Origin of the sequence: Scleromatobacter humisilvae (assembly GCF_023231945.1) — a bacterium.
GTDB lineage: Bacteria > Pseudomonadota > Gammaproteobacteria > Burkholderiales > Burkholderiaceae_C > Scleromatobacter > Scleromatobacter humisilvae.
Genome location: NZ_JAJLJH010000001.1, coordinates 1,033,725 through 1,056,821, shown reverse-complemented (window position 1 = coordinate 1,056,821; position 23,097 = coordinate 1,033,725). Strand labels below are relative to the sequence as shown.

The following is a 23,097-nucleotide window of genomic DNA, read 5'->3' as shown; positions in this document are numbered from 1 at the left end:
GGCACACTGTCGGGCATGACTTCGAACTCGTCCGATCATCCTCTCGACAACGTCATGTGGACCGCGCTGACCACCGCGCAGCGCGACTGGTCGCGCGGCAACGCGCTGGCGCGCCGGTTCCGCCCCGAGTTCGCGCGCTTCGCCGGCGTGCCGATCGTGTCCGAGGCCACGTTGACCGCGCTCGCGGCCGACATGGCGCCCGACGAGGTCGTCGCCCTCTCGAACGTGGAGGACTTCGACCCGGGCCCGCTGTTCGAGGCCATCGACCGCAAGGACCTCGTGCAGATGGTGGGCGCGGCCGCCGGCGACGTGCGCGCGCCGCAGCGTTTCCGTCCGCTGGGCCCGGCCGACGTGCCGCGGATGACGGCGCTGGTGCAGCAGACCGAGCCGGGCCCGTGGTTCGAACGCACGCCGGAGCTCGGCCGTTTCGTGGGCTTCGAGGCAGACGGCCGGCTCGTCGCGATGGTGGGCGAGCGCATGCGCGTGCCCGGCCACACGGAGATCAGCGCCGTCTGCTGCCACCCCGATTGGCGCGGCCAGGGCCTGCCGGCCGACCTGATGCGGCTGGTCTCGCAGGCCATCGTCGCGCGCGGCGAGACGCCGTTCCTGCACGTGCTCGCCGACAACGCGTCGGCGATCGCGCTCTACGGCAAGCTGGGCCTGCGCCCGCGGCTGCGGACGCGCCTGACGATCCTGCAGCGCAACGGCAGGCCGGTGCCGGCCTAAAGCGCCTTGCCCTGGGGCTTGGGCGCGTTCGGCGCGCCGACTTCCTTCTGGCCCTGCGGCAGCGTCTTCGTCAGGTCGACGAACGCGCGGCCGTGCTCGCCGTCGACGGGCTCGGCATCCTCGTCGGCGCCTTCGACCGGCGCGACGATGGCCTTGCCGATCGATTCGAGCACGTTGTCGTCGTTCTCGCCGACGACGTGGCCGTTGCGGCCGTCGGGCAGGTCGTCGCGGGTGCGCGGTTCGGAGGTGTTGGAGCTCATGATGGTGGCCTTGGTGGGAATCGTCCCGTCGGGCAATCCACATGCCGTGGAGGACGAGGCGCTGGGCACGACGGCTGCCGCGATGCACCGACTCGAACTCAAAGGAACAACAACATGCAAGTCCAGATCAACACCGACCATCACCTGCAGGGGAGCGAAGCGCGCGAGCAGTGGGCCAGCGGCGTCGTCGACGATGCGATGAGCCACTTTGCCGACAACGTGACGCGCGTCGAGGTGCACCTCAGCGACGAGAACGCCGGCAAGGGCGGCGCCGCGGTGCTGCGCTGCAAGATGGAGGCGCGCGTCAACGGCCGCCCGCCGGTCGCGGTGACCAACGACGCGCCGTCGCTGGACGCGGCCGTCAACGGCGCGGTGCACAAGCTGGTGCGCGCGACCGAGCACGCGCTGGGCCGCGCCGACAAGCACGCGCACGAGGGGCGCCAGCTGCCGGTCGGCGACACGACCGACGACGACTTCGTGCCGTCGTCCGCGCCCTTCTAGGCCTTGGCGGGCGGCGACGCGACGCCGCCTTGCCCTGCCGGCAACGAGGCCAGCGCGGCCTCGGCGGCCTGCAGCAGCGGCAGCAGCTGGTTGCCGTGCGCGGGCGACCAGACGACGCCCACGCGCGCCGCGAGCGTCAGCCTGGCCACGCCCACGTTGACCGGCGCCCCGAGCGCCTGCGCGACCTTGGCGGCCACGCGCTGCGCCTCCTCGGGCTGGTGCAGGTCCACCAGCATCGCCGCGAACTGGCCGCGATCCAGCCGCACCGCGGTGTCGGTCTTGCGCAGCTCGAAGTGCAGCCGGCCGGCGGTGGCGCGCAGCACGTCGTCGCCGACGGTGTGGCCGTACTGCTCGCAGATCGCGTCGAAGCCGTCGATCGCGATCAGCATCATCGCCAGCAGGCTCTTCTGCCGCGCGGCTCGCAGCAGCGCCATCTCGGCGCGATCCTGCAGGACCGCGCGCGTGGGCAGGCCGGTGAGGCTGTCGTGGTGCGTGAGGCGCAGCGGCGACTCCTCGCTGCCGCGATGCAGCGGCTCGACGGCGATCAGGCCCGTGACCTGGCCGCGGCCGTCGCGCAGCGCGCCGACGTTGAGCCGCGTGGGATGGGGCGAGCCGTCCTTGTGGCGCAGCACCCAGTCGTGCTCGCTGGCGACGCCGTCGCGCCGCAGCGCCGTGCCCAGCACGCCCGCATCGGCCACCACGTGTTCGCCGAGGATCGCGGACAGCTCCACGGCGCGGGCCTCCAGCTCTTCCAGCGCGATCAGGCTGCCCGCGATGGGCTTGCCGGCGAGCTCGTCGCGGCCGTAGCCGAGACGCTCGGCCGCGACCGGATTGATCCAGCGTATCCGGCTGTTGGCATCGACGCCCAGCACCACGCCGGGGTAGGCGTCGAGCAGCAACTGCTGCACTTCTCCGAGCTCCAGCCAGGTGTGGGACTGCGGATCGAGGGTGGCGTGTTGGCTGTCCATCGGGCCAGTCTCTCACCGACGCCCGGGTGCCGACAAGCCCTTTTCAGGTGAGGACGAACCCGATGGGCGTGCGCTGCAATCTCGCGTACGGTGCGCGCTGTTCAAATACGTCCATGATGTCCTTCGTCCTCGGATCGCTCGTCGGCCTGCTGCTCGCGCTCACCGGCGCCGGCGGCGGCATCCTCGCGGTGCCGCTGCTCGTGTTCGCGCTGCACCTGGGCCTCGCGCAGGCGGCGCCGATCGGCCTGCTCGCGGTCGGCCTGGCCGCCGCGATGGCCGCGACGCTGGGCCTGCGCGACGGCATCGTGCGCTACCGCGCCGCGATGCTGATGGGCGGCCTCGCGATGCTGCTCGCGCCGCTGGGCGTGGCCGCCGCGCAGCGCGTGCCCAACACGCCGCTGACGATCGCATTCGCCGCGGTGCTGCTGCTGTCGGCCTGGCGCATGTGGCAGCGCGCGCGTCACGCGCTCCGCCCGCGCACGGACGCCCCCGCGCGCGCGGCGCTGCCCTGCGTGCTCGACGCGCGCGACGGCCGCCTCGTCTGGACGCGCCCCTGCGCGCAGGCGCTCGCCGCCACCGGCGTCGCCGCCGGCGTCCTCAGCGGCCTGCTGGGCGTGGGCGGCGGCTTCGTCATCGTGCCGGCGCTGACGCGCTTCACCGAGCTGTCGGCGCGCAGCATCGTCGCGACCTCGCTGGCCGTCATCGCGCTCGCATCGATCGGCGGCGTCGGCGCCGCGGCGTGGAAGGGCACCATGGCGTGGGACATCGCACTGCCCTTCGCGATCGGCTCCGTGTTCGCGTCGCTGCTCGCTCGCGTGATCGCGGCGCGCGTGGCGGGGCCGCGGCTGCAGCAGGGCTTCGCGATTGTCAGCGTGGGCGTGGCGATATTGCTTCTCGCGCGCGGCGCGGGCTGGCTCGCCGTTCGCTAGTCTGCGTAGCGCAGCGGCAGCGCCGTGGTGAACTTCAGCTGCTCCATCGCGAAGCTGGAGCTGACGTCGAACAGCTGCGTCCCCGCGATCAGGCGCTTGTAGACGCCGTCGTAGGCCGCGATGTCGGGCACGACGATGCGCAGCAGGTAGTCGATGTCGCCGCTCATGCGGTAGAACTCGACGACCTCGGGGATCGAGTCGACCGTCGCGTGGAACTGGTCGAACCAGGCCTGCGTGTGCTGGCTCGTCTTGATGTTGACGAACACCGTCACGCCCACGTTGACGCTCTTCGGGTCGACCAGCGCGACGTGGCTGGTGATCACGCCCGCCTCCTTCATGCGCTGCACGCGGCGCCAGCAAGGCGTCGTCGACAGCTGCACCGCGCCGGCGAGCTCGGCGATGGGCGTGTCGCAATTCAGCTGCAGCATCTCCAGCAGCTTGCGGTCGATGGCATCCAGTTTCATTCGCAGCCTTTCCCGGGGAAGGAAATTCTATTGCCCCGGCGCGAAAGATGATGACCGATTCAACCTTCGGTCAGCGCGGGGCAGGGCGGCTGTGCGACGATCTCGGCCCTATGCCGGTGTCGTTCTCCCTCGCGTCCTACCCTTCGTTTCTCCGATTCTGGGCCGGCCGCGTCGCCGGCACGATGGCCAACCAGATGCTGATGGTGGCCGTCGGCTGGCAGATGTACGACCTGACGCACAGCGCGTGGAACCTCGGCCTGGTGGGCCTGTTCCAGTTCGTGCCGGCGCTCGCGCTGGCGCTCGTCGCGGGCCATGTCGCCGACCGCCACGACCGCCGCCACATCGTCTCGATGGCGCTGACGCTGCAGCTGGCCGCGGCGCTGCTGCTCCTGCTGTCCACGCACGAGCACTGGATCTCGCGCGACCTGATCCTGGGCGTGTCGCTGCTGCTGGGCGTGGCGCGCTCGTTCCAGATGACCGCCACGCAGGCACTGACGCCGCTGCTGGTGCCCTCGGCCATCCTGGCGCGCGCGATGGCCCTCAGCTCGTCCGGCAACCAGGCCGCCATCATCGGCGGCCCGGCGCTGGGCGGCTTCCTGTATGCCGCGGGCGCCAGCGTCGTCTACGTCGTATGCGCGGCGCTGCTGGTGCTGGGCGCATCGCTGGTGTGGAGCGTGCGCTACGACCACAAGCCCGCGCCGCGCGCGCCGGTGACGATGGACACGCTGCTCGCCGGCGTGCGCTTCATCCGGGCCAAGCCCGTGGTGCTGGGCGCGATCTCGCTGGACCTGTTCGCGGTGCTGCTGGGCGGGGCCGTCGCGCTGCTGCCGATCTACGCGCGCGACATCCTGCACGTCGGCCCCGAGGGCCTGGGCCTGCTGCGCGGCGCGCCGGCGATGGGCGCGCTGCTGATGTCGCTGGTGCTCGCGCGCTGGACGATCCGCAGCCGCGCCGGCGCCATCCTGTTCTCGTGCGTGGCGATCTTCGGCCTGACCACGATCGTGTTCGGCGTGTCGACGTCCTTCTTGCTGTCGATGGTGGCGTTGTTCATCAACGGCGCGGTCGACATGGTCTCGGTCGTCGTGCGCCAGACGCTGGTGCAGCTCGACACGCCCGACGAGATGCGCGGCCGCGTCAGCGCGGTCAACTCGATCTTCATCGGCGCCAGCAACCAGCTCGGCGAGTTCGAGTCGGGCGCGACGGCCGCGCTGTTCGGCCCGGTCGGCGCGGTGGTGGTCGGCGGCGTCGGCACCTTGCTGGTCGTCGGCCTGTGGATGCGCTGGTTCCCCGAACTGCGCAATCGGCGCAGCCTCACCGAGGCCTGATCAGGCGTCGACGACGGTGACGCGCGGCCAGCGCTGCGCGTAGCGCTTGCTCGCGACGCGCTCGCGGTAGGTCTCGACGCTCACGCGCGCCGGGTTGCGCCGCACGACCATCGCGAACAGGTCGGCCAGGCCATGCGGCGCGATCACGTGCAGGCGATCGTCGTCAGCCAGCCAGAGGCCGACGCAGGTCGCGGTTTCCGGCCAGCTCGCGATGGCGTCCTCCAGCGAGCGCAGCGGCGCCACGGCATGTCCGAAGTGCTGCTCGAACCACAGGTGGACGCCCGCCTGGTTCGTGACTTCCCAGGGCGTTTCCGGCGACGCGGCCGTCAAGCGTGCCTGCAGTGCCGCGTCGCGCCCGGGCGAGAGGTCGCCGGCGTCGAACCAGGCAACATCGATGTCCGCCAGCGTCGAGGGCGTCGCGTGGCCGTGCAACGCGTCCCACGCCATGTTGCGCACCGCGCCCGCGCCGATGCACCACGCGCGCAGGCGCAGCGCGCGCACCTGCGCGAGCGCCTGCATGAACCAGGGCGTCGCGCGGGCAAGTGCGACGAGGCGCTCGGCGTCGGTCAACCGTGGATGTGCAAGGGCGGGAACGACTTCACGAGGTCGTCGATTGCCTTCATCTGCGCGAGGAAGGGCTCCAGCTGGTCGAGCGGCAGCGCGCTGGGGCCGTCGCACCTGGCCTTGTCCGGCTCGGGATGCGCCTCCAGGAACAGGCCCGCCAGGCCCACGGCCAGGCCGGCACGCGCCAGCTCGGCGACCTGCGCGCGGCGCCCGCCCGAGGCCGCGGCGCCGGACTCGCGCTGCTGCAGCGAGTGGGTGACGTCGAAGATCACCGGCGCGTCGGCCGTCGTCTTCTTCATCACGGCGAAGCCCAGCATGTCGACGACCAGGTTGTCGTAGCCCAGGCAGGTGCCGCGGTCGCACAGGATCAGCTGGTCGTTGCCGGCCTCGCGGAACTTCTCGCAGATGTTGGCCATCTGCGACGGGCTCAGGAACTGCGGCTTCTTGATGTTGATGACGCGGCCCGTCTTCGCGAGCGCGACGACCAGGTCGGTCTGGCGCGCCAGGAAGGCCGGCAGCTGCAGCACGTCGACGACCTCGGCGACGGCGGCGGCCTGGTGCGGCTCGTGCACGTCGGTGATCAGCGGCACGCCGAAGGTCGTCTTGACGGCCTCGAGGATCTTCAGGCCTTCCTCCAGGCCCGGGCCGCGGTAGGAATGGATCGACGAGCGGTTGGCCTTGTCGAAGCTGCCCTTGAACACGTACGGGATACCCAGCTTCCTCGTGACGCGCACGTACTCCTCGGCCGAGCGCAGCGCGAGGTCCTTCGATTCCAGCACGTTGACGCCGCCGAACAGCACGAACGGCTTGCCGTTGGCGACTTCGATGGCGGGGGTGATCTTGACGGTGGACATGGCGTCTCCTTGATTCGCAACCGGCATTTTGCAACGGCGCGGCCGGGCCGCCCCGGTGCGAGGCATTCCGCCCGCTCCACGCGCGGTTCATCGCTTTCACAACCGGATACGCGGGCGGTCGGGCGGTGGACGAGACGCGTCAACCGGCGTGTCGAAGTGACTCAATTCGTCACAACGGAAGGTGACAAATTTGGTCGCTTCCGGCTTTTTCTTCGCGGCCCGCACGCCGGCGAGGAACCGGTTCCACAGGGTGACGCCCGCTAACTTTCATTTCGATACGACATCGCCGGCCCGGCGCGGAATCCGGGCATGGGATTTGCGAATCCTTAACAAAGAGTGAACGGACGTCGTTGGGACGTCCCGGCCCGGGGTCACGAAACCCCGGGCCGCATGTGACAAGAATCGGAGAGAGCCATGCAATGCGTCGAGAGTCCGGTGTCCTTCCGTTGGAAGGCCGCGTCGTCCCTGCTGATTGTCGCGGCGCTTCTGGCGGCCTGCGGCGGTGGCAAGTCCGGTGGTGGCGACAGCGGGTCGCCGTCAGGCGGAACGGGTTCGGGATCAGGCACCGGAACGGGAACCGGCAGCGGTACGGGAACCGGTACCGGTACCGGTAACGGCGGCGCCACGACGCAGGACTTCACGCCGCTCACCTGGCCGCAGACCGACCCGACGACGCAGTACACGCTCGCCGACGGCACGCTGGTGACGCAGATCGGCGGCCGCGTGCGCGACCGCCACGCGCGCGAGCAGCCCGACACGCCCGGCACCGGCGACCCGTATGACCTGTTCGCGGCGCACTACTTCGAGCGCCGCTCGCACCAGATCACGATCTACGACAACGTCTCGCCGACGAACTCCACGCAGCACATCCTGACGGTGGTCGTGCGTCCGCAGTGGTGGCTGTACGGCACCAACTTCCGCTCCGGCTACATCGGCCGCCGCGACGGCGACGCGCCGGGCCCGACGGCCGTCGCGCTCTATGGCGACAACGGCGGCATGAAGCGCCTGCCCAACTTCAGCCTGCTGTCGAACCAGGAGCTGAAGACGCCGCTCGCCAACTACGACGCGCTGCCCTCGGATCCGTCCGACAACTACACGACCGACCTGTCCGTGCCGCCCAAGGACGGCGAGTTCGTCCTGGTCAAGCAGATCACGCAGTCGGCATCGCTGAAGCGGCCGCTGCAGGCCGGCGACCTGATCGAGTTCGAGCTGGGCATCTTCCTGGCCGGCGACAAGAGCGACCCCAACCTCGGCCGCTTCAACTACTACTCCGACGTCACTGTCTACAAGGTCGGCAGCCCCGGCGCGCGGCCGTGGTACCGCGGCCCGTCGGGCCCGACGTCCGACGCCAGCCTGATCCCGTGGGACTCGCACGAGCTCCCCGCCGAGGCGCTCAGCGGCGGCACGCTGATGACGCTGCAGGAGGACACGTCCAACCAGCCCGAGATGAACCTGATGCAGGCCGCGACCAACATCGCGGGCATCGACATCCAGCCGTTCCAGGAAGGGCGCCGGCTGTTCCACACGTCGTTCCTCACGGGCACGCATCCGGAGCCGGGCAACCCCGTGTTCACCGCGCAGGCCGGCAAGGCCGGGCCGAGGTTCCAGCAGCCGTCGTGCATCGCCTGCCACGCCGAGGACGGCAAGAGCACGCCCGCGCAGGCCGGCGCGCTGAACACGATGGTGGTGCTGACCGGCGACTCGGACGCCAGCGGCAACGTCGTCCCCGATGCGCGCTTCGGCGGCCATCTCGAGCAGGGATTGATCACCGATGCCGGCAAGACCTTCGACGGCCGCCAGGCGATCCTCAGCATCGCGTCGACCACGACGACGCCGGGCACCTATCCTGACGGCACGGCATACACGCTGCAGAAGCCGGTATACGCGTTGACCGACACCTCGGGCAAGGCACTCGACATGCCGGCGCACATGTCGGTGCGCAGCGCGCCGCACCTGGTGGGCATGGGACTGCTCGAGGCGGTGCCGGAGTCGGCGCTGCAGGCGCTCGCGACCGCGAGCCAGGGCGACGCCGATGGCGCCGTGGGCAAGCTGCAGATCGTCACCGACCTGAAGAATCCGTCGCTCAAGCGAGTCGGCCGCTTCGGCTGGCGCGCGACGTCGGCGACGGTGGAGCAGCAGACGGCCGCGGCGTTGAACGGCGACATCGGCGTGACCACGTCCATCCTGCCGACGCGCCTGTGCGGCCTGGCGGCCGCGGCCGCCGGTGCCGACTGCCGCGCCGCCGACAAGACGCAGGCCGCGCTGAGCGACTCGGACCTCGACCTGCTGGTGCACTACCTCAGCACGCTGGCCGTTCCGCCGGCGCGCCACTTCGCCGGCGAGCAGCCGCTGGGGGTCACCGGGCCGACGATCGTCGCGCAGCCGGTTGCGACGACCAACGCGCAGATCGCCGCCGAGAACGCGATGCAGGCGCGCGTCGCGGCCGGCAAGAACCTGTTCGCGCAGCTGCGCTGCACCGCCTGCCACGTGCCCACGCTGACCACCGGCACCGCGCACCGGCTGGCCGAACTGCGCGGCCAGACCATCGCGCCGTACACCGACCTGCTGCTGCACGACATGGGCCCCGACCTGGCCGACACCTTCCCGCAGGGCAAGGCGAGCGCGCAGGAATGGCGCACCGCGCCGCTGTGGGGCCTGGGCCTGCTGTCGGCGATCAATCCGAACGTGCGCTACCTGCACGACGGCCGCGCCCGCACGATCGAGGAGGCCATCCTGTGGCACGGCGGCCAGGCCGCGGCGGCGCGCGACCGCTTCAAGGCGCTGGGCGCCGACGACCGCCAGAAGGTGATCGACATGGTGAGCTCGCGATGAGCCGCGACGCGCTTCCCGACAGCGACGTCCGCCGGCGCCTGCTGATGCTGGCCGCCGGCTTCGCGCTGGTGTCCTGCGGCGGTGGCGGCGGCGGTTCGCCCGCGACGGCGCCCACGCCGCCGACGCCCGCACCGCCCGCGCCGATCCCGAATCCGCCGCCACCGCCACCGCCTGCGCCCGGGCCGGCGCCGGTCAAGAGCGCCAAGCGTGGCGTCGCCTACGACTTCGCGTCGCTGGCCGACCTGCAGGCGCTGTCGACCGGCGTGAGCTGGTGGTACAACTGGGCCACGCGCCCGAACAACGCGCTGCCGGCGAACGCGGCGTTGCAGGCGTCCATGGACTACCTGCCGATGCTGTGGAACGCGAGCTACGACGCGCCCTCCGTCGAGGCCTTCATCAAGGCCAACGCCGACATCAAGTACCTGCTCGTGCTCAACGAGCCCAACCTGGTCGACCAGGCCGACATGTCGCCGTCGCAGGCCGCCGCAGCGTGGCCCGGCTACGAGGCCGTGGCCGCCGCCACCGGCGCGAAGATCGTCGGACCGGCGATCACCTGGGGCACGATGCCCGGCTTCAGCGATCCGGTGGTCTGGCTGGACGCCTTCATCGCGGCCTACCAGGCGGCCAACGGCGGCCGCAGCCCGCAGATCGACTACATCGCGTTCCACTGGTACGACTACGGGCTGGCCGACCAGCTCGATCGCCTGAAGAAATACGGCAAGCCGTTCTGGGTCACCGAGATGGCCAACTGGCACAACGGCGACGGCAGCGCCGCGATCGACACGCTCGCCAAGCAGCAGGCGCAGATGACCGACATGGTCGCCACCTGCGAGTCCCGCCCCGACGTGTTCCGCTACGCGTGGTTCACCGGGCGCTGGGCCAGCGACGCGCACTTCACGAGCCTGCTGGGCGCGAACCCTGGCGACCTGACCGACCTCGGCAGGCTCTACCTGACGCTGCCCTTCACGCCGGCCTGAGCGGCGCGCGCGCTCGACAGTGCGCTGCGATCCTGGGGGTTGCCGCGGGCGGCTGGACGGCCGATAACGAGCGGCACACTCCAGGAGTCGCCCATGCGCCGTTCCGTGTTGACCTCCGGCCTCGTGCTGGCGTTCGCCGCCAGCCTGTCGTCCGCTGCTTTCGCGAGCGCGCCGAACCTCGTGGCCAACGGGAATTTCGAGGCGGGCAACACCGGCTTCACTTCGGGCTACGCCTATTCGCCGGGCGCCAACACCGACGAGGGCCAGTACACCGTCCGCTCGAACCCGTTCCCGTGGAACGGCCTGTTCATCTCCGGCGGCGACCACACCACTGGCAGCGGCCTGATGTACGTGGGCAACGGGAGCGCCGTCGACGGCGCGGTGGTCTGGGAATCGACGACCATCGCGGTCGCGCCCAACACGGACTACTTCTTCGAGGCCTTCGTGACCGACGTCTGCTGCAGTTCGCCGTTCCCGGGCAACACGCCGTCGATCCTGGAGTTCTCGGTGTCCGGCGATTCACTGGGCACCGCCACGACGAACCTGGCCCTGGCCGGAACCTGGCAGGGCCTGAGCAAGGCGTGGAATTCGGGGTCGAGCACCAGCGTGACGCTGAGCCTGATCAACCGCAACACGGCGCGCGCGGGCAACGACTTCGCGATCGACGACATCTACCTGGGCACCGTCAGCACCGTCATTCCCGGCGTGCCGGAACCCGACGGCTGCGCGCTGATGCTGCTGGGCGCCGGCGTCCTCGTGGCCGTTCGCCGCCGCGCCGCGGAGCGTGGCGGGGCGGGGGTTCGGGTCCCGCGCTGAGGCGGACGCTGCCGCCCAACCGTGCCTGTGGCACGTCCCCGTCTCGATCGTCCGATGAGCCACCTGGACAGGCGTCCTACAATCCCACGGATGAAGATGTTCGCGGCGGATGCCGAGCTCCTGGCGCTCGAGGGGGTGTTGACCCAGCCCTGGGGCGTGGACGTGCTCGCCGCGACGGTCTCGCTCGCCTGGCACCTGCGCCAGCGCGACAGCGCCCGCGCGCTACGGCTGGTCGACGGCATCGTGCCGCTGCTGCCGCCCACGCCGGAGGGCACGCGTCGGCGCGATGCGCATCGCGCGCGTGTCGCGCTGGCCGCGTGCGAGGCCTCGGCGCTGCTGTGCGACTTCGACGTCGCCGAACGCTGGCTGGCCGACGCGCGCCAGCATCTCGATCCGCACGCCGACGACTGCGCCGAGGGCGACGCGTGGCTGGCGGAGGCGGTCCTCGCCAAGATGCGCGTGCAGCGGGCGCGCGAGATGGCCGCGCACGAGCGGGCCGTCGGCTACTTCGAGATGATCCTCGCGCCCGATCGACTGGCGATCGCGCGGATCTGGCTCAGCTTCGAGCGCGCCTACTCCGAGCCCGAGATCGACCACGCCATCGGCCTGCAGCCGCCCGGCCCCGAGTGGCCGGAGGCGCGGGTCGCCTGGGACGCGTTGTGGTGCTCGTCGCGCGCGCTGGCGCTGTCGTACCGCCATCCCGCCGAGTCGGCGCTGCTGCATCGCCAGGCGGCCGCGCACGCGCGCGAGGTGGGCATGGTGCGGCTCGAGATCGTGGCGATGATCAACGCGGGCGCCGCGACGCAGGGCCTGGGCGACATGGACCTCGCCGCCCAGTGCTTCGAGATCGCCGCCGCGCGCGCCGCCGCCACCGGCTGGCCCACGCTGATCGGCACCGCCAACACGCGCGTCGGCGAGCTGATGCAGACGCTCGGCGCCTATGAGGAGAGCCGCAGCATCCTGAGCGAGGCGATCGTCGCGCTGTCGATCGGCGCGCCGGGCGCGCACCTGGCGATCGCCTATGCCTCGCTGGCCGAGACGCTGCGGGCGATGGGCCGCATCGAGGATTCGCTGGAGCCGATGGAGCGCGCGATCGCGCTGTATCGCGAGGTCGGGTTCCGGCACTCGCTCGCGCTGAACCTGATCTTCCACGCACGCGGGCTCGTCGCCGCGGGCCTGGCGCAGCGCGCGCTGGCCGTCTGCAGCGAGGCGCGGGCGTTGATCGAGGAGTCCGATCTCCATTCGCTGCACGTCGGCGTGACGGACGTCCTGGCCGACCTGCACCACCGCTTCGAGCTGCCCGCGCCGCCGGGCATGACGCTGCCGACGCCCGCGCTGCACTACGCCGAGGCCGCGCTGGCCGAGGGCCGCCGCGTCGAGGGCTGGAAGGCCCCCGCGCGGCTCTACACCTTCCTGGCCGAGCGCTGGGCGGAGGCCGGCGACCACGCGCGCGCCTACGGGTACGCGCGCGCGGCGCTGTCGGCCAAGGAGACCGAGGCGACGCAGAAGATGAACTATCCGCTGGCGCTGGTGCGGCTGCGCCGGCGCGGCAGCCAGATCGACATCCCTGCCGGCTCGGCTTCGGGCGTGACGGCCGCCGCGCTGGACGCCGGCGAGGAGCGTCAACGCCGCCAGGGCTCGCGCACGCTGACGCCCAAGGAGCGCAGCATCCTGCTGCTGCTGGCGCGCAATTTCTCCAACAAGGAGATCGCCAAGTCGATCGACGTCAGCGACGAGACGGTCAAGTGGCATCTCAAGAACCTGTTCAACAAGCTGGACGCAGGGTCGCGCAAGCACGCGGTGACGCGCGCTAGGTCGCTCGGCTTCATCAGTTTCAGCGCATAGCCCACAATCGGCGGTCGCTTCCGTCGGACCCGCCATGCGCCAAGCCATCGAACACCTCCAGGGCTCGCTGATCCGCGAGATCGCCAACGCCGGCATGGGCCGCGCCGACGTGCTGGCGTTCTGGTTCGGTGAGAGCGACGAGGTGACGCCCGAGCTGATCCGGCGCGCCGCCATCGAGTCGCTGGAACGCGGCGAGACGTTCTATTCGCAGAACCTGGGCCTGCCCGAGCTGCGCGAGAGCCTGGCGCGCTATGCCTCGGCGCTGCATCCGCCGGTCGACGCGGGGCGCATCGTCGTCACGTCCGGCGGCGTCAACGGCCTGATGCTGGCGGCGCAGGCGCTGGTGGACGCGGGCGACGAGGTCGTCGTCGTGACGCCCGTCTGGCCCAACCTCGTCGCCCAGCCCGCGATCATGGGCGCGACGGTGCGCTGCGTCGCGCTGAAGCCGGTCGACGGCGCGTGGACGCTGGACATGGCCGCGCTGTTGGCCGCGGTCACGTCTCGCACGCGGTTGCTCGTGATCAACGCGCCCAATAACCCGACCGGCTGGACGCTGACGCGCGCCGAGCAGCAGCGCATCCTCGACCACTGCCGCGCCACCGGCACCTGGCTGCTGGCCGACGAGGTCTACGAGCGCCTGTACTTCGAGACCACCGACAACGCGTGCGCGCCGAGCTTCGCGGACGTCGCGTCGCCCGACGACCGCCTGATCATCGCGCACAGCTTCTCGAAGAGCTTCCTGATGACCGGCTGGCGCCTGGGCTGGCTGGTGGTGCCCGCGGCGTTGACCGACGCGCTCGGCAAGCTGATCGAGTTCAACACGTCCTGCGCCAGCGTCTTCACGCAACGTGCCGCGCTCGCCGCGCTGGCGCACCGCGAGGAGATCACGCCGGCGATCGTCGCGCACCTGAAGGACTGCCGCGACACGCTGGTGCCGCTGCTCGCCGCGATTCCCGGCGTGCAGATCGCCGTGCCGCGCGGCGGCATGTATGCGTTCTTCCGCATCGAGGGCTTCGACGACTCGCTGGCGGTCGCGAAGCGACTGGTCATCGAAGCCGGCCTCGGCCTCGCGCCGGGCGCGGCGTTCGCGCCGGAGTCCGCGGGCTGGCTGCGTTGGTGCTTCGCGGCGAAGGACACGTCGCGGCTGGTCGAGGGCGTGCGGCGGCTGCGTGCCTGGCTGGAGACGCAGGCCCGCGCCGCCTGAAGTCGCTAGTGCGCCAGCGCGTCCCTGATCCTGGCGCTGTCCATGTACTTGTCGATGGCGCCCAGCGACGCGGTGACGCCGGGGTCCGACATCAGTTCCTGGACGGCGACTTCGCCGAGCTTTCCGAACGCGACCTTGAAGGCCAGCTGGCCGTCGGCCTGCATCGCCGCCTTCATCTCGACCGTGCAATCGACGGCGATCAGGCGCGTGAACAGCGCGGCCGTCTTGCGATCCGCCTCTTCATGCACCGGCGGGCTGATCGTCATCATCGTCCTGATCTCGGGGTGGGCCGACATCGCGATCACGAACCAGCGCGCGAGATCCTTGCGGTCGCGGCCGTTCGTGTGATCCACGAGGCAGGACGCGGCCGCATCGGAGGCCTGGCTCGCGGCTGCGGGCAACGCGATCGCGGCGGAAAGGCAGGCGGCAAGGATTCGGAAAGCAGGGCGCATGGCGGATCTTCGGAGCGGCCAACAACGGCCCGCGGATCTTAGCCGCGGCCTGCGCCCGTTCAGGCCCGGGCCAACGTGAAGGCCTGGTCCAGCGTGAAGAACGTCGTGTCGACGACCGACCCGTCCGGCGCCGAGCCAGGTGCGTGTTCGACGTAGTCGCCCACCAGCGACGAGCGCACGCCGAACACGACGTCCGAATCGAGGTACGCGTCGCCGTCGCGGAAGATGTGCGTGGTCAGCGGCTGGTAGCCGTCGGCGCGGATCATGAAGTGCAGGTGCGCCGGGCGCCACGGATGGCGGCCGGTGGCGGCCAGCATCGCGCCGACCGGGCCGTCGACCGGGATCGGATAGGCCGTCGGCACGATGCTGCGAAAGCGCACGGCGCCGTGCGCGTCCGTGCGCAGCACCGCGCGGGCGCGCCGCGCATCGCCGAGCTCGGGGCGCTGCACGTCGTAGAGCCCGTCGTCGTCGGCCTGCCAGACATCGACCTCCGCGTCCGCGACGGCTTCGCCGTCCGGCCCGCGCACGACGGCGTGCACGAACATCGGCAGCCCCGGCGCGCCGTGGGCGATGTCGGCGCCTTGCTCGACATGCGGCGCGTCGATCGTGTGGAACGGCCCGAACACCGTGGCCTCGGTCGCGCCGGCGGGCTTGGCGTGATTCAGCGCGATCGTCAGCATCGAGACGCCCAGCGTGTCCGACAGCAGGATGAACTCCTGGCGCGTGTCGCTGCACTTCTGGCCGGTGGCCGTCAGGAAGTCGATGCCGGCCTTCCACTCGGCCTCGGTCAGCTTCACCTCGCGCACGAAGTCGTGCAGGTGCGTGACGAGCGACGTCATGACCTGCCTGAGGCGGGCGTCCTTGGTGCCGGCGATGCTTTGCAGCACGGCGTCGGTGATCGTGTGTTCGTCGATGTTGCGCATGGCGTGTCCGTCCAGATCCAGACCGCCGTTGTACAGGCAACGGATATCCGGCGTTGCCGTGCGGAAACGGGAACGGCGCCCGCAGGCGCCGCTTGCAGTCCGGGGCCGCGCGGCCTCAGGCCGTCGCTTCGGCCTTCAGCACGCCACGCTTGATCTGGTCGCGCTCGATCGACTGGAACAGCGCCTTGAAGTTGCCCTCGCCGAAGCCGTCGTCGCCCTTGCGCTGGATGAACTCGAAGAACACCGGGCCCAGGTGCGTCTGCGAGAAGATCTGCAGCAGCAGGCGCGGCTTGCCGCCTTCGGTGGAGCCGTCCAGCAGGATGCCGCGCGACTGCAGCTCCGCCACCGGCTGGCCGTGCCCGGGCAGGCGCTCGGCCAGCATCTCGTAGTAGACGTCGTTGGGCGCGGCCATCAGCGCGACGCCCGCCATCTGCAGCCGGTCGATCACCGGGACGATGTCGTTGCACAGCAGCGCGATGTGCTGGATGCCCTCGCCGTTGAACTTCATCAGGAACTCCTCGATCTGGCCCGAGCCCTTCTTGGATTCCTCGTTCAGCGGGATGCGGATCATGCCGTCCGGCGCCGTCAGCGCCTTCGACGTCAGGCCCGTGTACTCGCCCTGGATGTCGAAGTAGCGGATCTCGCGGAAGTTGAACAGCCGCTCGTAGAAATCGGCCCAGAACGACATGCGGCCGCGGTAGACGTTGTGCGTCAGGTGGTCGATCACCTTCAGGCCGTGGCCGGCCGGGCGGCGCTCGACGCCCTCGATGAACTCGAAGTCGATGTCGTAGATGGACTTGCCGTCCTCGAAGCGGTCGATCAGGTAGATCGGCGTTCCGCCGATGCCCTTGATCGCGGGCAGGCGCAGCTCCATCGGGCCGGTGGGGATCTCGATCGGCTGCGCGCCGAGCTCCAGCGCGCGGTTGTAGGCCTTGTGCGAATCCTTCACGCGGAACGCCATGCCGCACGCCGCCGGCCCGTGCTCGGCCGCGAAGTAGGCGGCCTGGCTCTTGGGCTCGCGGTTGACGATGAAGTTGATGTCGCCCTGGCGATACAGCAGCACGTCCTTGGAGCGGTGCTTCGCGACCAGCGTGAACCCGAGCATCTCGAAGTACGGCTCGATCAGGCCCGGCGTGGGCGAGGCGAACTCGACGAATTCGAAGCCTTGCAGGCCCATCGGGTTGTCGTACAGGTCGTTCATGGCGGTCTCCGGATGCGTGGATTGCTCAGACGAATCATAGGGAATTCGCCTCGCAGCATTTCTGCAAATCCGCGTCAGGGGTGGCGCCATACGCAGGAAACCTGCAAGATTGGCGGATGGACACAGATTTCAAGCTGGACACTGTCGACTTGCGCATCCTGCGCGTGCTGCAGGCCGACGGCCGAGCGACCTACGACGAGGTCGCCGCCGCGGTGAGCCTGTCGCCGTCGGCCACGCTGCGCCGCGTCAAGCGGCTGGAGGAGGCCGGCGTCATCAGCAACTACGTCGCGCTCGTGCAGCCCGAAGCGGTCGGGCTGGCGCTGACCGCCTACATCACGGTGCGGCTCGAGAAGCACTCGGAGACGCACAAGCGCAAGCCCATGGACGCGTTCCGGGCGTCGGTGCAGACCTGGCCCGACGTCGTCGAGTGCTTCTCGCTGACGGGCGAGATGGACTACCTGCTGCGCGTGCTGGTCAGCGACATGGCGCACTACTCGCGCTTCGTGATGGACACGTTGCTCAAGCACCCGAGCGTGCAGGACTGCAAGACCAGCTTCGTGCTCGATCGCGTCAAGCAGACGACGGCGGTGCCGCTGCCCGAATCGAAGAGCCGCTAGGCTTCACGCGCCGACCAGCGCGCCCGAGTCGAGGTCGATGACGGTGCCCGTCAGCGCGCGCGCCTGCATCGCGAACAGGTAGGCTTGCGCGGTGTCGTCGGCGCTGGCCATGAAGCCGACGGGCAGCGTCGCGGCGAGCTTGGCGGCGCGCTCGCGGCGCGCGTCGTCGCTGAGCGGGCCCCAGTTGGCCGTGTCGACCGGACCCGGGCTGACGCCGTAGACGCGCACCGGCGCGAGTTCCCGCGCCAACTGGCGCACGGCGGCCTCGAGGCCGGCGTTGATGACGGTCTTGACGACGGTGTTGGCGGCGATCTTGCGGCCCAGCAGCCCCGTCGTGAAGCCGATCGAGCCGCCGCGCGCCAGCCGCGGCGCCGCGTGCTTGGCGACGAGCAGGCTGCCGTGCAGCTTGGTGGCGATGGCCTCGCGCGCGGCGTCGAAGTCCAGCGCGGTCAACGGCGACGGGCCGACGACGCCGCCGGCGGTGACGACGACGTGGTCGAGCGCGCCGATGTCGCGCAGCAACGCCTCGACCTGCGCTTCGTCGGCGATGTCGCACGTGGCGACCCGCAGGCCCTGGTCGGCGGCGGCTTGCAGGCGCGCGCGGTCGCGCCCGATCGCGATCACGCGCGCGCCCAGCGCGTGCGCCCCGCGCGCGACCGCGAGGCCGATGCCCGAGCTGGCTCCGAACACGGCGACGGCCTGGTTGGCAAGAGATGAGGTGGTCATGGCAAGGCTCCGGTGAAGTGACATGGCGCGACTTTGGACTATTCCGTCAAGGAACGGAATCCATCAGAATGCGCAAGCAACTTCTCCAATAAATTAAAGATAGAAATGAGCGCCGACCTGCAGGACATGGATCTCTTCGTGCGCGCCGTCGCGGCGGGCAGCCTGTCGGCGGCCGGCCGCGAGCTGGGGCTGTCGCCGGCGGTCGCCAGCAAGCGGCTCGCGCGGCTGGAGGCGCGGCTGGGCGCGCGCCTGCTTCAGCGCAGCTCGCGCCGGCTGAGCCTCACCGACGGCGGCGCGCTGTATCTCGAGCGCTGCCAGGCCATCCTGGCCGACGTGGCCGAAGCGGAAGACCTGCTGGGCAGCGACGACAGCCGGCTGCGCGGCAACCTGCGCGTGTCCGCCACGTCGGCGCTGGGGCGGCGCTGGGTCGGGCCGGCCGTCGCCGCGTTCGCGGCGAAGCACCCCGAGCTCGCGATCCACCTGTCGCTGAGCGATCGCCTGGTCGACCTCGTCGAGTCCGGCGTCGACTGCGCCGTGCGCGTCGGCCCGCTCGCCGACGACCGCCTGATCGCACGCAAGCTGGCCGACAACCGGCGCGTCGTCTGCGCGACACCGAAGTACCTGAAGGCGCATGGCACGCCCGCCACGCCGGCCGAGCTCGCGCGCCACGCCTGCCTGGTGCTGAGCGCCGGCCCCGCGCTGCACGCCGACTGGCGCTTCCGGCCGCCGCACGGCGCGGCCACGCACGTGCGCGTGCGCGGCCGCCTCGTGTCGGACAACGGCCAGCAGGTGCACGACTGGATGCTCGCGGGCCACGGTCTGGCGCGGCGGTCGATCTGGGACGTCGCCGACGAACTCGCCAGCGGGCGGCTCGTGGAGGTGCTGCGCGACTGGAGCGACGAGGACGCCCCGATCTCCGCGATCTACGCGTCGCGCCGCCACCTGCCGCGGCGCACGCGGCTGTTCATCGACGCGCTCGCCGCGCACTTCGCGCGCGCGGCGCCCTAGGATCGCTCGCGCAGCAGCTTGTCCATCAGCTCGAGCAGGGCCTCGATCCGCGCGGGCTTGTTGACGTGGGCGTCGAAGCCGGCGTCGAAGGCCAGCCGGCGCGTCTCGTGGCCGGTCAGCCCGGTCAGCGCCACCAGCACCGGCAGCCGATGCGACGGCGTCAGGCGGACGGCGCGCGCCGTGCCGTAGCCGTCGAGGACGGGCATGTCGATGTCGAGCACGACCACCGCCGGCTCGAATTGCCGGAACACGTCCAGCGCCTGCCGACCGTCATAGGCGCGGGCCGTCTCGTGGCCGTGCGCTTCCAGCAGCCGGCTCAGCGAGTCGACGCTGTCGTGGTGGTCGTCGACCACGAGAATCTTCATGGACCAGGCTCCTCTCGAGAAGCCTCCCGTGCGCGTTGTTCTGCTTGTGGGGACATCCTATCGAACTTCGGCCGAACCCGAACGATGCGCGGGGCCATGCGCGACGGGCGACGCGGCGTCGATCGAACAGTGGCAGCATCGATGCCCACCCCGGTACCAGGAACGGTCATGAGCAACAACATCGAAGGCAAGGTCGTCGTCATCACCGGCGCCAGCAGCGGACTGGGCGAGGCGACGGCGCGCATGCTGTCGGCGCACGGCGCGACCGTCGTGCTCGGTGCGCGCCGCGTCGACCGCATCGAGGCCCTCGCCCGCGAACTCGAGGGCGCCGGCGGCAAGGCGCTCGCGCTGGCGACCGACGTCACGCGCGCCGCCGACGTGCAGCGACTGGTCGATGCGGCCGTCGAGAAGTTCGGCCGCATCGACGTGCTCGTCAACAACGCCGGCCTGATGCCCAGTTCGCCGCTGGAACGCCTGAAGATCGAGGACTGGGATCGCATGATCGACGTCAACATCAAGGGCGTGCTGTACGGCATCGCCGCGGCGCTGCCGCACATGAAGGCGCGCAAGTCGGGCCACATCGTCAACGTGTCGTCGGTGGCCGGGCACAGGGTGCGCGCGGGCACGGCCGTCTATTCCGCCACCAAGCACGCGGTGCGCGTGCTGACCGAGGGCCTGCGCCAGGAGGTCAAGGCGTACGACATCCGCACGACGATCATCTCGCCCGACGCGGTCGCCACCGAGCTGCCGGACAGCATCACCGAGGCCGACGTGCAGGCCGGCGTCAAGGCGTTCTACGAGATCGCGATTCCCGCCGACTCGTTCGCGCGCGCCGTCGTCTACGCGCTGAGCCAGCCCGACGACGTCGACATCAACGAGATCCTGTTCCGGCCGACGAAGCAGGAATACTAGTACCGGGTATCGTCCTGGTCGCCGTTCGCCAGCCGCGCCAGGAACTCGCCACCGAGCCGGAAGCTGAGCCGCCCGGCCACGTGCAGCGCGCCCAGCGAGCGGTAGAACGCCAGCCCCTCGCGATTCGACGCGCTGACGTTCCAGTCCATGCGCGCGCAGCCGTGCTCGAGGGCGTGGCGCGCGACCCAGGACATCAAGGCCCTGCCGATGCCCTCGCCCTGCCGCGCCCGGCGCACGTAGAGTTCCTTGAGCAGCAACTGCCCGCGGCGCCGCGGCGCGGGGTCGACCAGCGAATGGAACAGCGCGATGGCGGCGAGGCCGACGACGTCGCCGAGCTCGTCGGCCGCGACCACGATGCGCACGGGCGATCCGGGTGCCAGCAGGTTCTCGTGCAGGTTGGAGCGCACGTCGTCGCGCGCGGCGGGGGCTTCCTCGCTGTAGAAGACGCACATCTCGTGCATCAGGTCGACCAGGGCCTCGTGCTGGTCAGGCACGACGAAGGCGATGCGCATGCCGACGTTATACCGGCACTCGGCGCGGAACGCCTGAACGCTCACCAGGCGCCGTAGCGGGCGACGACGCCGCGCCACAGTGCGTCGCGCTCGAGGCCCATGTGCGCGCCGCTCGCGTCGCCGCGCGCGTCGGCGCCGACGGCCAGGTGCACCATCACCAGCTTCAGCTCGGGGTCGACGTAGATCGCCTGGCCGTAGACGCCCAGCAGCACGAAGCGCCGGTGTGTGCCGGGCATCAGCCAGACCTGGTAGCCGTAGCCGAAGTAGTGGCTGCCGTGCGAGTCCATCGTCCCCGGCCGGAACTGCGGCGGATGGCGCGCGGCGTCGGTCATCGCGAGCAGCCAGTCGCGCGGCACGACCTGCCGGTCGCCGACGCGGCCGTCGTTGGCCAGCATCCAGCCCAGGCGCGCGTAGTCGCGCAGCGTCGCATTGAAGCCGCCCGCCGCCTCCTCGACCTGGTCGTGCGGGTGCAGCAGGTAGCTGGCCGCCGACTCGGCGCCGATCGGCTGCCACAGGCGCTCGTCGACGAACTCGCACAGGCTGTGCCCCGTGGCCGCGCGCAGCACCAGGCCCAGCACCTCGGTCTGCGCGCCGGCGTAGTTGAAGCGCGCGCCTTGCGGGTCCGCGCGGTCGGTGACGGAGCGCGCGGCCGCGACCACGCCCTCGCGGCGCACGATCGCGTTGAAGGCGGCGCGGTCGTCGTGGTCGGTGTAGTCCTCGACATAGCGCGCGCCGGAGGCCATGCGCAGCAGGTTGGCGAGCTGCGTCTCGCCGTAAAGCGTGCCCTTCAATTCGGGCACGTAGCGCGCGGCGGTGTCGGCCAGCGAGTGGATCGCGCCGTCGTCCAGCGCCTGGCCGATCGCCAGCGCGACCAGCGTCTTGGCCATCGAGTTCGACAGCATGCGCATATCCGGCCGGCGCCGGTAGTTGTAGCGCTCGGCCACGACCTGGCCGTCCTTGAGCACCAGCACGCCGGTGGCGCGCTGGCGGTCCATGTAGTCGCCCAGCGTGAAGGACTGGCCGGCCAGCCGGTACGAGAACTCGGGCGCCGACGGCGCCACCGGCAGCGCCAGCGGGTGCGGCGACGGCGCCAGCAGGCAGTGCGGCGACAGCGTGTCCAGCGCGCTGAACGAGCCGACGATGAAGCGATCGTCATGGATCCGCGACAGCCGCGGCGCCACGGGATAGCCGGCGTCGCGGCCCAGCGTCGACTCGTCCGGCGCGGCGAGCGCCAGCGTGCAGGCGGCCAGAAGCGCCGCGCCGGTGAATCGGGTGGTTAGCGAAGCGCGCGTGGGGATCGGCATGCCGGTACTGTCGGGCGCGCCTGTAAATGCCTTGTTTCAGCGCGGCGGTGGCCATCGTGCGTTGCGCACGCGCGCATCGGGTGCGAGGCTTGCCGGCCCCGTCACGTCACTCCAGGAGCTTCCATGACGCGCGTTCTGTACATCGGCCAGGATCCGGCCACCGTCGACTTCAGCGATCCGGCGCTGCCGCCCGGCATGACCACCGACAGGATCCAGGCCGGCATCGATCTGTCGCTGGGCCAGATGCGCGAGCGCGGCTGGCAGGCGGAATTCTGTCCCGTCCAGCCCGACGACAGCGCCGGCCCCGCGGTCGAACGCGCGCTGGCCGGCGGCGAGGTCGACTGCGTCGTGATCGGCGGCGGACTGCGCCTGCCGCCGCGCAGCCTGCCGCTGTTCGAGCGCGTGCTCAACGCCGTGCACCGGGCCGCGCCGCAGGCGGCCATCGCCTTCAACACGACGCCGCAGGACACCGCCGACGCCGTCGCGCGCTGGCGCGGCTAGCGCGTCCGCTCAGCGAGCGCTGCTCGCGGGCTTCGAGGCGCGCGGGCGCGCATGCGCGCCGCTGGCGGCCGCGGGCTTCGGATGGGCGCGCGCCTCCCTGGCGCGTTGCGCCGCGTTGAGCTGCGCCGCCGACACCCGCTCGGCGCGCGCCTCGCCGACGCCGCAGGGCGTGGACTGGTAGCTGACCGAGCCGTCGGCCTGCGGGCACTTGTTGACCTGGGCCTGGGCCGCGAAGGACAGGGCGGCCAGCGCGAGGGCGCACGATGCTTTGAACATTCGGATCTTCGGACGTGGAGGAGGGGTCGCGCGAT

25 protein-coding genes and 1 pseudogene are annotated in these 23,097 nt (G+C 70.9%); 13 read left to right on the top strand and 13 right to left on the bottom strand.

The window, feature by feature from the left end; genetic code table 11:
- The first annotated feature begins 15 nt into the window (after window positions 1-15).
- On the top strand, window positions 16-726 hold the full coding sequence (locus LPC04_RS05005; RefSeq protein WP_275681080.1) for a GNAT family N-acetyltransferase: 711 nt from the start codon (window positions 16-18) through the stop codon (window positions 724-726).
- Here the strand turns inward: LPC04_RS05005 and LPC04_RS05000 are convergent.
- Entirely contained in the window at window positions 723-986 is a 264-nt protein-coding gene (locus LPC04_RS05000) for a hypothetical protein (RefSeq protein ID WP_275681079.1), read from the bottom strand. The two genes, LPC04_RS05005 and LPC04_RS05000, sit on opposite strands and share 4 nt — an antisense overlap.
- A 114-nt stretch (window positions 987-1,100) precedes the next feature.
- Between LPC04_RS05000 and LPC04_RS04995 the strand changes: the two genes are divergently transcribed.
- A complete protein-coding gene (locus LPC04_RS04995) occupies window positions 1,101-1,487 on the top strand; it encodes an HPF/RaiA family ribosome-associated protein (protein WP_275681078.1) in 387 nt (128 codons plus the stop codon).
- On the opposite strand, the gene LPC04_RS04990 is transcribed toward LPC04_RS04995, so the two are convergent.
- Window positions 1,484-2,455 (bottom strand): sensor domain-containing diguanylate cyclase, encoded by a 972-nt coding sequence (locus LPC04_RS04990; RefSeq protein ID WP_275681077.1) that lies wholly within the window; start codon window positions 2,453-2,455, stop codon window positions 1,484-1,486. The genes LPC04_RS04995 and LPC04_RS04990 overlap by 4 nt on opposite strands.
- Before the next feature lie 113 nt (window positions 2,456-2,568).
- Here LPC04_RS04990 and LPC04_RS04985 point away from each other — a divergent pair, with 113 nt between their 5' ends.
- On the top strand, window positions 2,569-3,384 hold the full coding sequence (locus LPC04_RS04985; protein ID WP_275681076.1) for a sulfite exporter TauE/SafE family protein: 816 nt from the start codon (window positions 2,569-2,571) through the stop codon (window positions 3,382-3,384).
- Here LPC04_RS04985 and LPC04_RS04980 read toward each other — a convergent pair.
- Window positions 3,381-3,842, bottom strand: a complete 462-nt coding sequence (locus tag LPC04_RS04980) for an Lrp/AsnC family transcriptional regulator (protein ID WP_275681922.1) — start codon at window positions 3,840-3,842, stop codon at window positions 3,381-3,383. The genes LPC04_RS04985 and LPC04_RS04980 overlap by 4 nt on opposite strands.
- Window positions 3,843-3,958: 116 nt before the next feature.
- Between LPC04_RS04980 and LPC04_RS04975 the strand changes: the two genes are divergently transcribed.
- Window positions 3,959-5,173, top strand: coding sequence for an MFS transporter (locus LPC04_RS04975; RefSeq protein ID WP_275681921.1), 1,215 nt, complete (start codon window positions 3,959-3,961; stop codon window positions 5,171-5,173).
- Here LPC04_RS04975 and LPC04_RS04970 read toward each other — a convergent pair whose 3' ends face one another.
- Both LPC04_RS04970 and kdsA read right to left on the bottom strand, forming a co-directional pair.
- The gene (locus LPC04_RS04970) at window positions 5,174-5,692 is read right to left on the bottom strand and encodes a nucleotidyltransferase family protein (protein ID WP_275681920.1); all 519 of its coding nucleotides are present in this window, start codon (window positions 5,690-5,692) and stop codon (window positions 5,174-5,176) included.
- Between the two features lie 47 nt (window positions 5,693-5,739).
- Complete coding sequence (kdsA, locus tag LPC04_RS04965) at window positions 5,740-6,591, bottom strand: 3-deoxy-8-phosphooctulonate synthase (RefSeq protein ID WP_275681075.1); 852 nt, start codon at window positions 6,589-6,591, stop codon at window positions 5,740-5,742.
- Between the two features lie 435 nt (window positions 6,592-7,026).
- Between kdsA and LPC04_RS04960 the strand changes: the two genes are divergently transcribed.
- The 5 genes and pseudogenes from LPC04_RS04960 to LPC04_RS04940 all read left to right on the top strand — a co-directional run.
- Window positions 7,027-9,423 carry a di-heme oxidoredictase family protein gene (locus LPC04_RS04960; RefSeq protein WP_275681074.1) on the top strand — a complete coding sequence of 799 codons (2,397 nt, stop codon included), beginning with the start codon at window positions 7,027-7,029 and terminating at the stop codon, window positions 9,421-9,423.
- Window positions 9,420-10,400 carry a glycosyl hydrolase gene (locus LPC04_RS04955; RefSeq protein ID WP_275681073.1) on the top strand — a complete coding sequence of 327 codons (981 nt, stop codon included), beginning with the start codon at window positions 9,420-9,422 and terminating at the stop codon, window positions 10,398-10,400. The genes LPC04_RS04960 and LPC04_RS04955 overlap by 4 nt, the downstream gene beginning before the upstream one ends.
- Window positions 10,401-10,493: 93 nt before the next feature.
- On the top strand, window positions 10,494-11,216 hold the full coding sequence (locus LPC04_RS04950; protein ID WP_275681072.1) for a hypothetical protein: 723 nt from the start codon (window positions 10,494-10,496) through the stop codon (window positions 11,214-11,216).
- 90 nt (window positions 11,217-11,306) lie between these two features.
- A complete protein-coding gene (locus LPC04_RS29040) occupies window positions 11,307-13,061 on the top strand; it encodes a LuxR C-terminal-related transcriptional regulator (protein ID WP_338055425.1) in 1,755 nt (584 codons plus the stop codon).
- A 28-nt stretch (window positions 13,062-13,089) separates the two neighbouring features.
- Window positions 13,090-14,265 (top strand): annotated as a pseudogene (locus LPC04_RS04940) (pyridoxal phosphate-dependent aminotransferase); the annotation flags it as partial.
- A gap of 5 nt (window positions 14,266-14,270) precedes the next feature.
- On the opposite strand, the gene LPC04_RS04935 reads toward LPC04_RS04940, so the two are convergent.
- The 3 genes from LPC04_RS04935 to hppD form a co-directional block, all read right to left on the bottom strand.
- Window positions 14,271-14,717 carry a hypothetical protein gene (locus LPC04_RS04935; protein ID WP_275681071.1) on the bottom strand — a complete coding sequence of 149 codons (447 nt, stop codon included), beginning with the start codon at window positions 14,715-14,717 and terminating at the stop codon, window positions 14,271-14,273.
- Between the two features lie 59 nt (window positions 14,718-14,776).
- Window positions 14,777-15,640, bottom strand: coding sequence for an intradiol ring-cleavage dioxygenase (locus LPC04_RS04930; RefSeq protein WP_275681070.1), 864 nt, complete (start codon window positions 15,638-15,640; stop codon window positions 14,777-14,779).
- A 115-nt stretch (window positions 15,641-15,755) separates the two neighbouring features.
- Window positions 15,756-16,841 (bottom strand): 4-hydroxyphenylpyruvate dioxygenase, encoded by a 1,086-nt coding sequence (gene hppD / locus LPC04_RS04925; RefSeq protein WP_275681069.1) that lies wholly within the window; start codon window positions 16,839-16,841, stop codon window positions 15,756-15,758.
- Window positions 16,842-16,957: 116 nt separating this feature from the next.
- On the opposite strand from hppD, the gene LPC04_RS04920 reads away from it, so the two are divergent.
- Window positions 16,958-17,458 (top strand): Lrp/AsnC family transcriptional regulator, encoded by a 501-nt coding sequence (locus LPC04_RS04920; protein ID WP_275681068.1) that lies wholly within the window; start codon window positions 16,958-16,960, stop codon window positions 17,456-17,458.
- A gap of 3 nt (window positions 17,459-17,461) precedes the next feature.
- Here the strand turns inward: LPC04_RS04920 and LPC04_RS04915 are convergent, their stop codons facing one another.
- The gene (locus LPC04_RS04915; RefSeq protein ID WP_275681067.1) at window positions 17,462-18,184 is read right to left on the bottom strand and encodes an SDR family oxidoreductase; all 723 of its coding nucleotides are present in this window, start codon (window positions 18,182-18,184) and stop codon (window positions 17,462-17,464) included.
- A gap of 105 nt (window positions 18,185-18,289) precedes the next feature.
- Here LPC04_RS04915 and LPC04_RS04910 point away from each other — a divergent pair, with 105 nt between their 5' ends.
- Complete coding sequence (locus LPC04_RS04910; protein WP_275681066.1) at window positions 18,290-19,192, top strand: LysR family transcriptional regulator; 903 nt, start codon at window positions 18,290-18,292, stop codon at window positions 19,190-19,192.
- Here LPC04_RS04910 and LPC04_RS04905 read toward each other — a convergent pair.
- The gene (locus LPC04_RS04905; RefSeq protein ID WP_275681065.1) at window positions 19,189-19,557 is read right to left on the bottom strand and encodes a response regulator; all 369 of its coding nucleotides are present in this window, start codon (window positions 19,555-19,557) and stop codon (window positions 19,189-19,191) included. The genes LPC04_RS04910 and LPC04_RS04905 overlap by 4 nt on opposite strands.
- Before the next feature lie 168 nt (window positions 19,558-19,725).
- Here LPC04_RS04905 and LPC04_RS04900 point away from each other — a divergent pair, with 168 nt between their 5' ends.
- Window positions 19,726-20,469: an SDR family oxidoreductase gene (locus LPC04_RS04900; RefSeq protein ID WP_275681064.1), complete on the top strand. Its 744-nt coding sequence runs from the start codon at window positions 19,726-19,728 to the stop codon at window positions 20,467-20,469.
- Here the strand turns inward: LPC04_RS04900 and LPC04_RS04895 are convergent.
- Together LPC04_RS04895 and LPC04_RS04890 are read right to left on the bottom strand one after the other, a co-directional pair.
- A complete protein-coding gene (locus LPC04_RS04895) occupies window positions 20,466-20,981 on the bottom strand; it encodes a GNAT family N-acetyltransferase (protein ID WP_275681063.1) in 516 nt (171 codons plus the stop codon). The two genes, LPC04_RS04900 and LPC04_RS04895, sit on opposite strands and share 4 nt — an antisense overlap.
- A 41-nt stretch (window positions 20,982-21,022) precedes the next feature.
- Entirely contained in the window at window positions 21,023-22,285 is a 1,263-nt protein-coding gene (locus tag LPC04_RS04890) for a serine hydrolase domain-containing protein (RefSeq protein WP_275681062.1), read from the bottom strand.
- Window positions 22,286-22,408: 123 nt separating this feature from the next.
- On the opposite strand from LPC04_RS04890, the gene LPC04_RS04885 reads away from it, so the two are divergent.
- Complete coding sequence (locus tag LPC04_RS04885; RefSeq protein WP_275681061.1) at window positions 22,409-22,786, top strand: hypothetical protein; 378 nt, start codon at window positions 22,409-22,411, stop codon at window positions 22,784-22,786.
- A gap of 9 nt (window positions 22,787-22,795) precedes the next feature.
- Here LPC04_RS04885 and LPC04_RS04880 read toward each other — a convergent pair whose 3' ends face one another.
- Window positions 22,796-23,062, bottom strand: coding sequence for a hypothetical protein (locus LPC04_RS04880; RefSeq protein WP_275681060.1), 267 nt, complete (start codon window positions 23,060-23,062; stop codon window positions 22,796-22,798).
- Window positions 23,063-23,097: the final 35 nt, after the last annotated feature.

What these genes read in the sequence shown, in the direction of transcription:
- hppD (WP_275681069.1), bottom strand. Translation starts at nt 16,841, where the DNA reads ATGAACGACCTGTACGACAACCCGATGGGCCTGCAAGGCTTCGAATTC.
- LPC04_RS05000 (WP_275681079.1), bottom strand. Translation starts at nt 986, where the DNA reads ATGAGCTCCAACACCTCCGAACCGCGCACCCGCGACGACCTGCCCGAC.
- LPC04_RS05005 (WP_275681080.1), top strand. Translation starts at nt 16, where the DNA reads ATGACTTCGAACTCGTCCGATCATCCTCTCGACAACGTCATGTGGACC.
- LPC04_RS04985 (WP_275681076.1), top strand. Translation starts at nt 2,569, where the DNA reads ATGATGTCCTTCGTCCTCGGATCGCTCGTCGGCCTGCTGCTCGCGCTC.
- LPC04_RS04990 (WP_275681077.1), bottom strand. Translation starts at nt 2,455, where the DNA reads ATGGACAGCCAACACGCCACCCTCGATCCGCAGTCCCACACCTGGCTG.
- LPC04_RS04905 (WP_275681065.1), bottom strand. Translation starts at nt 19,557, where the DNA reads ATGAAGATTCTCGTGGTCGACGACCACCACGACAGCGTCGACTCGCTG.
- LPC04_RS29040 (WP_338055425.1), top strand. Translation starts at nt 11,307, where the DNA reads ATGAAGATGTTCGCGGCGGATGCCGAGCTCCTGGCGCTCGAGGGGGTG.
- LPC04_RS04970 (WP_275681920.1), bottom strand. Translation starts at nt 5,692, where the DNA reads ATGCAGGCGCTCGCGCAGGTGCGCGCGCTGCGCCTGCGCGCGTGGTGC.
- LPC04_RS04930 (WP_275681070.1), bottom strand. Translation starts at nt 15,640, where the DNA reads ATGCGCAACATCGACGAACACACGATCACCGACGCCGTGCTGCAAAGC.
- LPC04_RS04995 (WP_275681078.1), top strand. Translation starts at nt 1,101, where the DNA reads ATGCAAGTCCAGATCAACACCGACCATCACCTGCAGGGGAGCGAAGCG.
- LPC04_RS04895 (WP_275681063.1), bottom strand. Translation starts at nt 20,981, where the DNA reads ATGCGCATCGCCTTCGTCGTGCCTGACCAGCACGAGGCCCTGGTCGAC.
- LPC04_RS04885 (WP_275681061.1), top strand. Translation starts at nt 22,409, where the DNA reads ATGACGCGCGTTCTGTACATCGGCCAGGATCCGGCCACCGTCGACTTC.
- LPC04_RS04900 (WP_275681064.1), top strand. Translation starts at nt 19,726, where the DNA reads ATGAGCAACAACATCGAAGGCAAGGTCGTCGTCATCACCGGCGCCAGC.
- LPC04_RS04915 (WP_275681067.1), bottom strand. Translation starts at nt 18,184, where the DNA reads ATGACCACCTCATCTCTTGCCAACCAGGCCGTCGCCGTGTTCGGAGCC.
- LPC04_RS04910 (WP_275681066.1), top strand. Translation starts at nt 18,290, where the DNA reads ATGAGCGCCGACCTGCAGGACATGGATCTCTTCGTGCGCGCCGTCGCG.
- LPC04_RS04935 (WP_275681071.1), bottom strand. Translation starts at nt 14,717, where the DNA reads ATGCGCCCTGCTTTCCGAATCCTTGCCGCCTGCCTTTCCGCCGCGATC.
- LPC04_RS04975 (WP_275681921.1), top strand. Translation starts at nt 3,959, where the DNA reads ATGCCGGTGTCGTTCTCCCTCGCGTCCTACCCTTCGTTTCTCCGATTC.
- LPC04_RS04920 (WP_275681068.1), top strand. Translation starts at nt 16,958, where the DNA reads ATGGACACAGATTTCAAGCTGGACACTGTCGACTTGCGCATCCTGCGC.
- LPC04_RS04890 (WP_275681062.1), bottom strand. Translation starts at nt 22,285, where the DNA reads ATGCCGATCCCCACGCGCGCTTCGCTAACCACCCGATTCACCGGCGCG.
- kdsA (WP_275681075.1), bottom strand. Translation starts at nt 6,591, where the DNA reads ATGTCCACCGTCAAGATCACCCCCGCCATCGAAGTCGCCAACGGCAAG.
- LPC04_RS04880 (WP_275681060.1), bottom strand. Translation starts at nt 23,062, where the DNA reads ATGTTCAAAGCATCGTGCGCCCTCGCGCTGGCCGCCCTGTCCTTCGCG.
- LPC04_RS04955 (WP_275681073.1), top strand. Translation starts at nt 9,420, where the DNA reads ATGAGCCGCGACGCGCTTCCCGACAGCGACGTCCGCCGGCGCCTGCTG.
- LPC04_RS04950 (WP_275681072.1), top strand. Translation starts at nt 10,494, where the DNA reads ATGCGCCGTTCCGTGTTGACCTCCGGCCTCGTGCTGGCGTTCGCCGCC.